This is a genomic window from Campylobacter jejuni, assembly GCF_001457695.1.
In the GTDB taxonomy this organism is placed as follows: Bacteria; Campylobacterota; Campylobacteria; order Campylobacterales; family Campylobacteraceae; genus Campylobacter_D; species Campylobacter_D jejuni.
In genome coordinates, this window is sequence record NZ_LN831025.1 from 505,929 (window position 1) to 518,911 (window position 12,983).

The 12,983-nt window shown below is 30.4% G+C and carries 13 protein-coding genes, 1 other RNA gene and 2 pseudogenes; 12 read left to right on the forward strand and 4 right to left on the reverse strand.

Features of this window, described 5'->3' with window-relative positions:
- Positions 1 to 7: 7 nt before the first annotated feature.
- Together fliS and AT682_RS02665 are read left to right on the forward strand one after the other, a co-directional pair.
- The gene (gene fliS, locus AT682_RS02660) at positions 8 to 394 is read left to right on the forward strand and encodes a flagellar export chaperone FliS (RefSeq protein ID WP_002776169.1); all 387 of its coding nucleotides are present in this window, start codon (positions 8 to 10) and stop codon (positions 392 to 394) included.
- On the forward strand, positions 375 to 650 hold the full coding sequence (locus AT682_RS02665; protein WP_004306836.1) for a hypothetical protein: 276 nt from the start codon (positions 375 to 377) through the stop codon (positions 648 to 650). Before fliS ends, AT682_RS02665 begins: the two co-directional genes overlap by 20 nt.
- On the opposite strand, the gene rnpB is transcribed toward AT682_RS02665, so the two are convergent.
- Positions 647 to 967: RNase P RNA component class A (rnpB, locus tag AT682_RS09100), an RNA gene on the reverse strand. The two genes, AT682_RS02665 and rnpB, sit on opposite strands and share 4 nt — an antisense overlap.
- Positions 968 to 1,080: 113 nt before the next feature.
- Between rnpB and efp the strand changes: the two genes are divergently transcribed.
- From efp to AT682_RS09150, 5 genes and pseudogenes are all read left to right on the forward strand, one after another.
- Positions 1,081 to 1,650, forward strand: coding sequence for an elongation factor P (gene efp, locus AT682_RS02670; protein ID WP_002855210.1), 570 nt, complete (start codon positions 1,081 to 1,083; stop codon positions 1,648 to 1,650).
- 159 nt (positions 1,651 to 1,809) lie between these two features.
- Positions 1,810 to 2,508, forward strand: coding sequence for a DUF969 domain-containing protein (locus tag AT682_RS02675; RefSeq protein WP_004306835.1), 699 nt, complete (start codon positions 1,810 to 1,812; stop codon positions 2,506 to 2,508).
- Positions 2,495 to 3,451: pseudogene (locus tag AT682_RS02680) on the forward strand (DUF979 domain-containing protein). Before AT682_RS02675 ends, AT682_RS02680 begins: the two are co-directional and overlap by 14 nt.
- A gap of 9 nt (positions 3,452 to 3,460) precedes the next feature.
- The gene (locus AT682_RS02685; protein WP_004306833.1) at positions 3,461 to 4,465 is read left to right on the forward strand and encodes a DUF2891 domain-containing protein; all 1,005 of its coding nucleotides are present in this window, start codon (positions 3,461 to 3,463) and stop codon (positions 4,463 to 4,465) included.
- 113 nt (positions 4,466 to 4,578) lie between these two features.
- Positions 4,579 to 4,773, forward strand: a pseudogene (locus tag AT682_RS09150) (amidohydrolase family protein); the annotation flags it as partial.
- On the opposite strand, the gene AT682_RS02690 reads toward AT682_RS09150, so the two are convergent.
- Both AT682_RS02690 and proA read right to left on the reverse strand, forming a co-directional pair.
- Positions 4,770 to 5,855, reverse strand: a complete 1,086-nt coding sequence (locus tag AT682_RS02690) for an FUSC family protein (RefSeq protein WP_016818285.1) — start codon at positions 5,853 to 5,855, stop codon at positions 4,770 to 4,772. The pseudogene AT682_RS09150 and the gene AT682_RS02690 sit on opposite strands and share 4 nt — an antisense overlap.
- Positions 5,852 to 7,084 carry a glutamate-5-semialdehyde dehydrogenase gene (gene proA / locus AT682_RS02695; RefSeq protein WP_004306828.1) on the reverse strand — a complete coding sequence of 411 codons (1,233 nt, stop codon included), beginning with the start codon at positions 7,082 to 7,084 and terminating at the stop codon, positions 5,852 to 5,854. The genes AT682_RS02690 and proA overlap by 4 nt, the downstream gene beginning before the upstream one ends.
- A 70-nt stretch (positions 7,085 to 7,154) precedes the next feature.
- Between proA and AT682_RS02700 the strand changes: the two genes are divergently transcribed.
- Positions 7,155 to 8,090, forward strand: a complete 936-nt coding sequence (locus tag AT682_RS02700) for an NAD(P)-binding domain-containing protein (RefSeq protein WP_004306826.1) — start codon at positions 7,155 to 7,157, stop codon at positions 8,088 to 8,090.
- A gap of 180 nt (positions 8,091 to 8,270) precedes the next feature.
- Entirely contained in the window at positions 8,271 to 9,599 is a 1,329-nt protein-coding gene (locus AT682_RS02705) for an MATE family efflux transporter (protein ID WP_004306824.1), read from the forward strand.
- A gap of 47 nt (positions 9,600 to 9,646) precedes the next feature.
- Here the strand turns inward: AT682_RS02705 and AT682_RS02710 are convergent, their stop codons facing one another.
- Complete coding sequence (locus tag AT682_RS02710; protein ID WP_004306822.1) at positions 9,647 to 10,579, reverse strand: DUF2860 family protein; 933 nt, start codon at positions 10,577 to 10,579, stop codon at positions 9,647 to 9,649.
- Positions 10,580 to 10,732: 153 nt separating this feature from the next.
- Here AT682_RS02710 and dnaB point away from each other — a divergent pair, with 153 nt between their 5' ends.
- From dnaB to AT682_RS02725, 3 genes are all read left to right on the forward strand, one after another.
- The gene (gene dnaB / locus AT682_RS02715) at positions 10,733 to 12,109 is read left to right on the forward strand and encodes a replicative DNA helicase (RefSeq protein WP_002882884.1); all 1,377 of its coding nucleotides are present in this window, start codon (positions 10,733 to 10,735) and stop codon (positions 12,107 to 12,109) included.
- Positions 12,110 to 12,171: 62 nt separating this feature from the next.
- Positions 12,172 to 12,774 (forward strand): hypothetical protein, encoded by a 603-nt coding sequence (locus AT682_RS02720; RefSeq protein WP_079263879.1) that lies wholly within the window; start codon positions 12,172 to 12,174, stop codon positions 12,772 to 12,774.
- Entirely contained in the window at positions 12,765 to 12,971 is a 207-nt protein-coding gene (locus AT682_RS02725) for a hypothetical protein (protein WP_002882881.1), read from the forward strand. Before AT682_RS02720 ends, AT682_RS02725 begins: the two co-directional genes overlap by 10 nt.
- The last annotated feature ends 12 nt before the right edge of the window (positions 12,972 to 12,983 follow it).

Consider the following 12,983-nt stretch of genomic DNA (forward strand, 5'->3'; position numbering starts at 1 on the left):
AAAAAAGATGCAAAATAATTTAGCCTATAATGCTTATTCTCAAAATCAAGTGGGGATAGAGTCTCCGCAAAAACTTATTGAAATGCTTTATGAGGGAATTTTGCGTTTTTGTGCAAGAGCTAAAGTAGCCATAAGAAATGAAGATATAGAACAAAGAGTGTATTTTGTAAAAAGAACCACGGCTATTTTTATAGAGCTTATTAATACTTTAAACTATGAAAAAGGCGGAGAAGTGGCACATTATTTAAGCGGGCTTTATACAAGAGAAATTCAACTTTTATCTTTGGCAAATTTAGAAAATAACGAAGATAGAATCAATGAAGTTATAAATGTAACCAAAGGTTTACTAGAAGCTTGGAGAGAAGTGCATAACAATGAAACAGTGGCTCAGTGATTTTAAACTTGCATTAATCCAAGAAGATGTCAATAAACTTGAAAATTTACTTGATGAACTTGATATGAAAGCTTTTATTAAAAATTTAGCCAAAGAATCGCCTTCAGAAGATTTTTTAAAAGAAAATGCAAATGATGTATTTCATCAAGTTCAAGCTCTTTTGCAAGAAGCTGTTATACTGATTGAACAAAAGAAAAAAACAAAAGCTGTTGAAATTCAAAAATTTCAAAAAGCGTTGATATATTTTAAATCTTAAAAAGCATAGCGATAAGCCGAGTTCTGTCTTGAATGCTCATTTATCTAGTTTTGTTTTTGCAAACAAAATCAAGCGAAGGGTTAAAACAAAGACGCTAACCATCCCTTCTTGCTGCACATTGGGTTTACATAGCCGAAATTGTTACCAAAATCGCTGGTGGGCTTTTACCCCGCCGTTTCACCTTTTCCACTTGCGTGGTAGTTTTCTTTCTGTTGCACTATCCCTTAGGTTACCCTAGCCATCTGTTAGATGGAATGTTTGTCTTTAGCAGCTCGGACTTTCCTCTCCTAAAAAGAAGCGAGCATTTACTATGCTTTAAATTTAGATTTTAACGTAATTTTACTTATTTTTTCATCAAATAAAATAATTTTATTGTGATATCAATCAAAATTTGATAAAATTATTTTTTATTTTTTAACAAAGGAAATTTATGGCATCTTATTCAATGGGTGATTTAAAAAAGGGACTTAAAATAGAAATCGATGGAATTCCTTTTAAAATAGTTGAGTATCAGCATGTAAAACCAGGCAAAGGTCCTGCTTTTGTGCGTATTAAAATCAAATCTTTTATTGATGGTAAAGTACTTGAAAAAACTTTCCATGCAGGTGATAAATGTGAAGCTCCAAATTTAGAAGATAAAACTATGCAGTATCTTTATGATGATGGTGAAAATTGCCAATTTATGGATACACAAACATATGAACAAGTAGCTATCAGTGATGATGATGTAGGTGAGGCAAAAAAATGGATGCTTGATGGTATGATGGTAGATGTGCTTTTCCATAATGGTAAAGCTATCGGCGTAGAAGTTCCACAAGTTGTTGAACTTAAAATCATTGAAACAGCTCCAAATTTCAAAGGTGATACTCAAGGATCAAATAAAAAACCGGCTACATTAGAAACAGGTGCAGTAGTGCAAATTCCTTTTCATGTGTTAGAAGGTGAAGTTATACGCGTTGATACTGTGCGTGGTGAGTATATAGAAAGAGCGAACAAATAATATAAAAAAAGCTTTTGGACTATTCCAAGGCTTTTTTAAATTTATATAAAATTTATTTTGTTACTTAATTTCTCATTCCATTCTTAAAAATATTTTTTTAAACTTTTCTTCAATTTAAAATTTCTATTATATTTATAATTTATATTGAGGAGATGGTTTATGGAATGGTTACTTCTTGCTTCTATACCTTTGATTGTTTTAGGTTTTGCTTTAAAGATTAACCCTTTTTTAGTGGTAACTTCAGTTGGAATTTATGCTGGACTTGTTTCAGGTTTTGATTTTGTTAAGGTTGTTAGTGATATAGGAAAATCTTTTGTAGATAATCGCTATGTTGCTATAATTTGGCTTATTTTGCCTTTGCTTGCTGTTTTAGAACACAAAGGCTTAAGAGAGCAGGCTAAAAATTTAATATCTAAAATAAAAGTTGCCAGTACAGGACGAATTTTAATGTATTATTTTGTTTTTAGACAAGTTACTGCAGCTTTAGGGCTTTTATCTTTAGGCGGACATGCACAGATGATAAGACCTTTAATAGCCCCCCGCCCTATGGCAGAAGCTGCAGCTAAGCTTAAATTTAAAAACTTAACACATAAAGATAGTCAAAAAATCAAAGCTTTTTCTGCGGGAACGGATAATGTTGCTGTATTTTTTGGAGAGGATATTTTTATAGCCGTGCATTCTATTTTATTTATTAAAGCTTTTTATGAGAGCAATGGTATTATTGTTGAGCCATTGCATTTATCAGTTTGGGCTATACCAACTGGAATTTTGGCTTTAATTATCCATTGTTCTAGACTTTATTTATTTGATAAAAGATTAGAAAAAACTTATAAAGGGTTGAGTGATGATAAGTCTTGATTTGCTTTATTATATTGTAGGAATTTTATTTTTAGTTTTTGGAATTTTAAGTTTTTCTAATCAAGCTAAAGATATAAAATCAAGAATAAGCGGCGGGGTATTCTGGATAAGTTATAGTTTTACTTTTTTACTAGCAGGAGTTTTGCCTCATTTTGTGATGGGTTGTATAGTGATTTTACTAGCACTTATAGCAGGGTTTAATTTATTAAAACCAGCAAAGATTGAAGTTAGCAAAGAAGAAAAAGAATACGAGATAAAACATGCAAATATTTATAAAAATAAACTTTTTATTCCTGCTTTAATGGTTCCTTTGATTACACTTATTGGGACTTTTTTTATTTCCCCATTTGAGTTTTTTTGAAAATAAAAATGCTACATTGATGGCTTTGATTATAGGTATAATTATTTCTTCAGTGCTTGCTTGTTTTATGTTCAAGGCTTCTCCTAAAAGAGCCGTTAAAGATGCAGCGCATACTATGGATCACATTAGTTGGGCGGCACTTTTACCACAAATTTTGGCTACACTTGGAGTAGTTTTTGTTTCTACAGGAATGGGTGATCAAGTATCTAAACTTTTATCTAGTTATATTAGTTTAGATAATGCTTTTATTGCGGTCGCTGTGTATTGTATCGCTATGACACTTTTTTTACTATAGTAATGGGTAATGCTTTTGCAGCTTTTCCTGTGATTACTGCAGCTATTGCTTTGCCGATTTTAATCATACAAATGCATGCAAATCCTGCTATTATAGGTGCGATTGGAATGCTTAGTGGATTTTGCGGAACTTTAATGACTCCTATGGCTGCAAATTTTAATATAGTTCCTGCAGCGCTTTTGAATTTAGATGATAAAAATGGCGTAATTAAAGCCCAGTTTATGTCAGGACTTGTTTTGCTTGTAGCTAATATCTTTTTAATGTATTTTCTAGCTTTTAGATTTTAAGGAGAAAAAATGGAAAAATTTATAAAACAATTTAGCTTTATTGCATTAGAAAATATTTTTAGAGAATTACCAAATAAAATTACACATTCTTTTAATGATATCAATGATATTAAACCGCCAAAACTTATGTATCCTATATTTTACGGTTCTTATGATTGGCATTCTAGCGTGCATTCTCACTGGCTTTTGGTAAAAATTTTAAAAGATTTTTCTCATTTTGCTCCAAAGGATGAAATCATCAAAGCTTTAGATTCTCAATTTAGCAGAGAAAAAGCAGAAGGAGAGCTTAAGTATCTTCAAAACCCTACGCACAAAGGTTTTGAAAGGCCTTATGGATGGGGATTGTTGTTAAAACTGGCTTTGGAGATAAATTTACTTGCTAAGGAAAATGACAAAGCTGAAATTTGGGCTAAAAATTTAGAAGGCATAGCTGATTTTTTTGTTAAAGAATTTAAGGAGTTTTTGCCTAAGATGGATTATCCTATACGAGTTGGAACTCATTTTAATAGCTCTTTTGCTTTGTATTTTGCTTTAGAATATGCAAGATTTAAAAAAGATCAAGAATTGGAGTATTGCATCATCCAAAGTGCTAAAAAGTGGTTTTTAAATGATAAAAATATGCAAGCTTTAGAGCCTTGTGGAGATGAGTTTTTATCTCCTGTTTTGATGGAAGCGGTGCTTTTAAGTGCTGTTTTACCTAAAAATGATTTTGTAAAATTTTTTAAAGCATATTTGCCAAATTTAGAAGCAAAAAAGCCTGCAACTTTATTTACCCCTGTGAGTGTGAGTGATAGGAGCGATGGTAAAATAGCGCATTTAGATGGGCTAAATTTAAGTCGTGCTTGGTGTTTTAAAATACTTTCAAATTTTTGCGATGAAAATTTAAAAATTCTTTTAAGAAATAATGCTACAGAGCATTTTGATAAAGCCATAGCTCATATAGAAGATGATTATCTTGGGTCGCATTGGCTAGGAAGCTTTGCTTTGCTTGCTATGGATGTGGATATTTTATAAAAATTTCATAAGATGAGTAAATTTGTTACTAAATAGATATTTTTTAAATTTAGATTTTGTTTTTATGCTTTGAAAAATATATTTTTTGATATTATAAGCCCTATAATATTTTAAAGGAAATATATGAAATTTTAAAAGAACATTTTCCACTTAGCCATTTTGTTTTTGGAAGCGATTGGCCACATACAAATTTTGAAGCAAATGTTAATTTTTCATCGGTTCTAACAGCTTTTAATGAAATTGTCGTATCTAAAAAAGAACAAGAGCAAATTTTAGAAAATAATGCTTGTGCTTTATTTGGCTTTTAAGCTTTTTGTTTTATCCTAAAGATGTATTTTGCAATGCGTTCAAAATACACTCTTAGATAAGGTTTATAAATCACAAAACCACCTAAAAGTCCTAAAATACTTCCCATTACCACATCAATTAAACGAGTGAGTATCAATGTATCTGCATTTTCACTCATAAAATTAGCCGCTTCTGAAAGATAAGTAGCATAAGGAGTAAAGAAAATCATAGCTAAAGCATAGTTTCGATTGACTAAAAATTGTCCTATAAAAAACAAAGACATAATAAGTAAAACAAGCTCTATATCGTGAAATTGTTTAGATAAAAGCCACCATGCAAAACATACCCCTAAGGCTGTTCCTATGATGCGTTGAATTTGTTTAATCCATATAGAATTTAAAGTTACCCCTTGCATAATAGCTGTGCAAGAAATGGCTATCCAATAACTTCTTTCAAGTTCTAAAAAAGTTCCTAAAAATATAGAAAAAGCCACAAAAGAACCCATGATTAAAGAATCCACAAAAATTGCATCAAAACCTATGTATTCTCTAGGTGGAATTTCGCTAGGTAAAGCATTTTTAAATCCATAAATCACAACGATAGAATATAAAAAAGCCATTAAATTAGCTACCATTGCTCCAAGAAAAACAAGACCCACTAAAAAGATAAAATCTTTGGCTTCAAAAGGAGAATAAGCGCCTAAAACACAAGAAAATACAAAGAAAAAATATCCAGGTGCACCAATATTATAATATCTAATTAAAACAGAACTTCCCATGGCCACAAGCCCTATAGGGATGAAGGCAAAAACTGAGGGCAAAAAATGGGTTAAAATTCCTAAGAAAAAACTAGAAACTATGCCAAAAGAACAGCACATCACAACAGCCATTCTGTGATATAAAGGAGTGTTTGGAACATATAAAAAAGATAAAGCTCCTATCATGGAAATGAGTCCATAGTTTAATTTTCCAAAAAATACACTAAGCCCTAAAACTATACCCACGCCTAAAGCCGCAAAAAAAGGCATTTGCCAAACTTGTTCGCTTGAATTTAATTTAGCAATTTCTTTAAAGTGTTGCTTTAGCATTTCTATTTTATTCACTCTCGAATTTGTCCTTCCCCACTGATTATATATTTATAAGTGCAAATATCTTCAACTCCCATAGGACCTCTTGCATGCAATTTGCTGGTTGAAATTCCAACTTCTCCACCAAAGCCAAATTCTCCTCCATCGCTAAAACGCGTTGAAGCATTAACATAAATACAAGATGAGTTTATAAGGCGTTGAAATTTAGCGATATTTGAAGCATCATTTGAGATAATGGTTTCAGAATGCAAGGAGCTGTGTTTATTGATATGTTCTATAGCTTCATCGCAATCTTTTACTAATTTTACACTTAAAGCAAAATCAAGCCATTCTGTATCAAAGGTATTTTTATTTGCTTTAAAAACTTCTAAATTTGAGTTGTTAAAATAAGCCAAAGCATTTTCATGGGCGTGAATTTTTACCTTAAATTTTTCAAATTCAGGGATTAAAAGACTTATAAAATTTTTAGCAATTTTTTCATGGATTAAAAGCGTTTCTAAAGCGTTACAAACACTTACTCTTTGACACTTTGCATTAAGGATTATTTTTAAAGCCATATCTAAGTTAGCACTTTGATCTACAAAAGCATGACACAAGCCTTTATTTTGCTTAATGAGAGGAATTTTGGTATTGTTTGCAATTTCTTGTATCATATTTGAACTTCCGCGAGGTATGATCACATCGATTAAATCATCAAAAGCTAGAATTTGCAAGATCTCATCTCTTTGGGTAAACATAGCAAAACAATCTTGCAAATCAAATTCCTTAAGGACTTTATTAACAAGAGTAAATATAGCCTCATTTGTAAATTTTGCTTCACTTCCACCTTTAAATACACAAGCATTGGAACTTTTTATCATTAAAGCTGCGATTTCAGTGCTAAGACTAGGCCTTGCTTCGTAAATAACACAAATAAGTCCTAAAGGAATGCTCATCTTTTGTATGCTCAAACCCGCATAATTTTTCCAGCCTTTAGAAATTTTGCCTATAGGATCTTCGATGTAAGCGATTTTTTCTAGGCCTTCACAAAGAGCTAAAATGCGTTTTTCATCTAACAAAAGCCTATCTTTCATTGCTCCGCTTTTTGTGAAATTTGCCATATCTTTTTTATTTGCTTCTAGGATAATTTTGAAATTTTCTCTTAAAATTTGAGCTAATTTTAGAATAATTTTTTCTTTATCTTTGGGTGTTAAGTTAAGTAGTTTTTGAGAATTTTTCTTAATATTTTCAAGTAAATTTCGCATTTTTAATCCTTTATTTACAAAAAACTTGATAAATTATACAAAAAAATTTAGAATTGAAAGGTAAATATAAATGAAAAAAATAGATTTAATTGTAGTAGGTGCAGGTCCAACAGGGATAGGCTGTGCAGTTGAAGCCAAGCTTAAAAACAAAGAAGTTTTGATACTAGAAAAATCAAATAACATTTGTCAAACTTTAATGCAATTTTATAAGGATGGCAAAAGAGTAGATAAAGCTTATAAGGGATGCGAAGGAACTAATCACGGACATGTTCCTTTTGAAGATGGCACCAAAGAAAGCACTATAGAAACTTTTCAAAACGCTTTAAAAGAGCACAATATAGAAGTTGAATTTGGTTCTGAAGTTGAGAGCGTTAAAAATGAAAATGGAGTTTTTTTAGTAAGCACAGCTAAAGGTGTTTATGAGTGTAAAAACATTATTGTTGCTATAGGTAGAATGGGTAAGCCTAATAAACCTGATTACAAACTTCCTATAACTTTAACAAAAATCATTAATTTTAATGCCAATTCAGTTTTAGCAAATGAAAAAATTCTTGTTGTAGGTGGTGGAAATTCAGCAGCAGAATACGCTGTGGATTTGGCTAATTCAAATCAAGTTAGCCTTTGTTATCGTAAAAAAGAATTCACAAGATTAAATGATATAAATCTTAAAGATATTCACGAAGCTGGAAATTCGGGTAAGGTAGAGTTAAAACTAGGAATTGACATTAATGAAGTAGAAGATGATAATGGCAAGGCTAAGGTAAATTTTACCGATAGTACAAGCGATATTTATGATAGAATCATTTATGCTATTGGTGGTTCTACTCCACTTGATTTTTTACAAAAATGTGGGATTAATGTTGACGATAAAGGTGTGCCTTTAATGGATGAAAATAAACAAAGCAATGTTAAAGGCATCTTTGTAGCAGGAGATATTACTACTAAAAATGGAGCAAGTATAGTTACAGGGTTAAATGACGCTGTGAAAATTCTTTCTGTACTTTAAAATTTAGCCTTTGGGCTAAATTTTTATTTTAGTTTAATCTAGAAAATTCATATGCAAAATAAAATAAATATTAATAAACTTATTGCGAAATTACTTTATTTAAATTCTTACATATTAGGACTTTTGGCATTTTATTAGCGGTTTAAAATATTTTTAATTTTAAATATTTTAAGGATTATTATGTCAAGTATTTTTAGCACCTTAAGCCCTTTTAGGCTTTTTGTAAAATGTGCCGTGCCAAATGTTATAAGCATGGCTTTTATTTCTTTTTATTATATAGTTGATGGAATTTTTGTTGGAAAATATCTAGGAAGTGATGCTTTAGCGGCACTAGCCTTGATTATTCCCTTTATCATGATGTCTTTTGCTTTGGCTGATATGATAGCCATAGGATCAGCAGTGCAAATTTCTATGCATTTAGGTTTAGGCAAGAAGAATTTAGCTAGAAAGATATTTAGCTCAAGTATGTTGATTATTTTTATAATCTCTTGTTTTATTGGAATTTTGGAGTATTTTTTAGGACCTGTTTTGATTGATTTTTTAAATGTTAGCGATGAGATTAAAACGATGGCTAAAGAATGTATGTTTGTTTTTGCTTTGTTTGCACCTTTTACTATGCTTTCTTTTGCTTTGGATAATTATTTAAGAATTTGCGGAAAAACTGCTTATAGTATGGTAATGAATGTGATTATAGCATTAAGCAATATAGTGCTTGATTATATTTTTATAGTTGAGTTGGGTTTGGGTTTATTTTCAGCTGCTCTTGCAACTTGTTTGGGACTTGTTTTAGGTGGTATTTTTGGAATTTTTCCTTTCTTGTTTCAAAATTTAGAGCTTAAAATTTCAAGCCTATATATGAATTTAAAAATTTTTAAAAATATTCTTTATAACGGAAGCAGTGAGTTTTTTGGCAATATTTCAGGATCTTTATATAGTATTTTTGCAAATTTTGTTTTATTAAAAATTTCTGATACTCAAGCCGTGGCAGCTTTTTCTATAGTTTTATATATTGATAGTTTTATTATAATGCTTATTATTGCTATGGGTGATGCAATGCAGCCTGCACTTAGTTACAACTATGCTAAAAAAGATTTTTCAAGAATTAAAGCTATTGTAAAAGTGGCATTTTTTGCAGGGGGATTTTTATCTTTATTCTCTATAGTGCTTATATTGATATTTGGAGAAAATTTAATCACGCTTTTTACAAAAGAAAACAATCAAGAATTTAAAACTTTTGCTTATACAGCTTTGACGCTTTTTGCTTTTAATTATTTTTTTGCATGGTTTAATGTTCTAAGTGGTTCTTTTTTGACAGCTTTTAATAAGGCAAGCTTTTCTTTGGTTTTAAGTTTGGCACAAAATTTATTTATACCTTTGTTTTTTCTTTTGCTTTTATCTTATTTTATAGGTTTAAATGGAGTATGGCTAAGTCCATTTTTTGCTGAATTTTGTGTTTTGATTTTAGCTTGGATTTTTCTTAAAAGAATTTTTAAAGATCTATCTTTATAGGAGATAGATCTTTTTTAAATTTTATCAAAGGAGCTTTTTTATAATTTTTAGAATTTATATCCTATACCAGTTAGGACAATTTGATAGGTTTCATCATAAAATCCTATATCACTATTTCTTTTTTCTATGCCATAATTTGCAAAACCATAAAGTCCGTTATAACCCAAAAATTGATTTTTAACAACTTTTAGATTAAGCTTAACTATATTACCATCTTGTTTTTTGTGGAAGATAGGATCAGTTCCTACTGCTTCATATTTGCTAAGATTTAAATTTGGAGTGAAGATATAATCATTAGCAAAAGCCAAATTTGTTCCTATACTAAAACCATATCTTGAATAGCTTTGAGCTTTTCCGTCTGCATCATTGTAATCATAATTTAACCCTAGGTTTAATAAGCTATAACTATAGTTTAATTCAAATTCGTGATAATACCCCTCCCTTTTTAAAGAGCTTTGTGCGATAGTGTCTTTATCATATTTGTTTTTTCTAAATAAATATGAAGTGGTAAATTTCCCAAAATCACTTTCATAAAGTTGAGAGATTTTAAAACCATATCTATTAACATCAGTTTCTTCTCTATTTCCTATTGCATAAGGATTTGCATAAGCTTTTTCTCTTAAAGAGGAAATCACAGAAAAAGAAGTGCTAAAACGCTCTAAATAAGCTCTTTCGTAGCCTAAAGCTATACCGCTGATATCTCTTCCATTGTAGTTTTTAATAAAAATTCTATCATTATTTATAAGGTTGCCATAGTAAAGTTCTACACCGATAAAAGGAATGAAAGAGGAGTCTGAATTATCAGCATTGTGACTGCTTAGATAATCACTGTTTGCCAAGGTTGAAATATTACTTTTAATATCCCTTGCACCTACACCTATGCTTAAATTTCCACTAAAACCTTCTTGAAATTCTACAGCCGTAGCTGATTGGGTTAATAAAATGGAGGCTAAAACACAGGAAAATAAATATTTTTTCAAATGTTCTCCTTGAAATGTTTGTTGTTTGTAATTAAATTACATTTATAATTGTAACTAATATTATTTTAAATATTTATAAAAAAATTAAGTTTTATAATTTAAGTTTTTTTAGATAGAATTTTTAGAATTAATTTATATTTATAAGGAAATTTAGTGCAGCAAGAGTATTATGACTTGGATTTAGAACGAGCTATTTTAAGTAGTTGTATTATGAGTGAAGAAGCTTATGCTAATATAGCAGGCGATATTAGCCCAAAAGATTTTAGTCTTAAAGCTCACCAAGATATTTTTAAAGCGGTTATAGCTTGTAGTAATAACAAAGAGCCCATTTCTGTAAGTTTTTTAAGAAAACATAAAAAAATAGATGAGCAAATTTTAGCAGAAATTCTTGCCACTCCTTCTATGATAGATTTGCCTGCTTATGTAAATGAACTTCGCGAAAAGTCCGTAAAAAGACAACTCTTGAGTTTTGCACATCTTTTACCAACTCGTATCAATGAAGATCGTGCTGTAAGTGAAATCGCAGATGAAATTGGTAAAGAAATTTTTAGCATTACAAATCGTGTGAATTCTAGAGATATTAAAGATGTTGATATGGTAATATCAGAACTTTTTGAAGAATTTAAAAAGCAAAAAACTTTAGAAAATAAAGGTATTATAGGGCTTGATACAGGTTTTGAAGGTCTAAATAAAATGACAAAAGGCTTTAAAGGGGGTGAACTTATAATAATCGCCGCGCGTCCAGGTATGGGAAAGACAACTCTTTGTTTAAATTTCATTGATAAGGTTTTAAGACAAAAAAAAGGCGTGGCTTTATTTTCTCTTGAAATGCCTGCAACTCAAATCATGCAAAGAATGCTATCTTCTAAAACTTCTATTCCTTTGCAAAAAATTTTAACTGCAGATTTAAACGATGATGAATGGGAGCGTTTAGGAGATGCTTGCAATGATTATAGTCAAAAGAAATTATATATTTACGATAGTGGTTATGCAACTATTGCTGATGTAAGGGCTATTTTAAGGCGTTTAAAATCTCAAGATGAAAGTATAGGACTTTGTGTGATTGACTATATAGGGCTTATGATGAGTAATTCAAATTTTAATGATAGACATTTGCAAGTTAGTGAAATTTCAAGAGGACTTAAGCTTTTGGCTAGGGAGCTTGATATGCCTATTATCGCACTTTCACAACTTAATCGTGGCTTAGAGCAAAGGGCAAATAAGCGTCCTTTGATGAGTGATTTGCGAGAAAGTGGAGCTATAGAGCAAGATGCGGATGCTATTTTGTTTGTATATCGCGATGAGGTTTATAGAGAACAAGAAGAAAAAGAAAGAGAGAATAAAGCTAAAGCTGAAGGTAAAGCTTATCAAAGGCTTTTTATACCAAATCCTATGCAAGAAAATGCTGAAATTATTGTTGGAAAAAATAGAAATGGGCCTGTTGGAACTATAGAAGTTGTATTTTTAAAAGAAAAATCTTGTTTTGTAGATAAACCTATAGGCTATGAAACTACTGAATTTACAGGCTAGCTTTAATAAAATAAGTTTTTAATATTTTAAAGTTATTTTTTACGACACAACCTGTCGCAAGGGTGTTTTATACTTTCTTTGTTATTTTAAAACAAGGAGAGAAAATGTTAAAACAAATCGCATTTGGTAGTATAGCTCTTACAGCTACAGGATATGGCATAAAAAAATTATACGAAAAATTATCCAAGCCAGAAAGAAAATTTGATACACATGCTATTGTTCCAAGCTGTAAGGATGTAATCAATACCGAAGAATACAAACTCAAAAGAAAGCTTGAAATCGAACAAAAGAAAAATCAAATTCAAGAATTTCTTTGCGAATGTATGGAGTGTTATAGCGGCTTTTCAAAATATTTTAATTCTAAGGAATTTTTAGAATTTGAGCAAAATTTTACCTCTAAAAATAATCACAAAACAGAATTTCTTTTGTCGTCTTATAAAGATCAAATGATAAAAGTGATCGACTATGCTAAAAAATTTAAATGCTTGAGTGCTTTTTTGGAAACACAAAGCGAAAAAAATGACTTAGCGGTTGTAAAAATGATAAGTGAAAGTATGGAGAGAAAAACACAGAGATTTTATCTGCAAACAAAATTTCAAACTTTTCCTCAGTATATTTTTCCTTCTGTGTGGAGTTCTCCTATGTGGGATAAACAATGGGAATAATACTTGGAATTTTAAGCCTTATAGCTGGCTTTGTTGCTATAGTGTTGATGTGTGGTTTGTATTTTATAGCGTTTATGGTTTTTGTTGGCATAGCGATACTTATTTTTCTTTCTATGCAACCTTATCCTTATAATATAATATTTTGTGCTATATATTTAATCACAATTTTAGCACTAGTGCTATGCCGTAAAACTTAAAAATTTCACTTC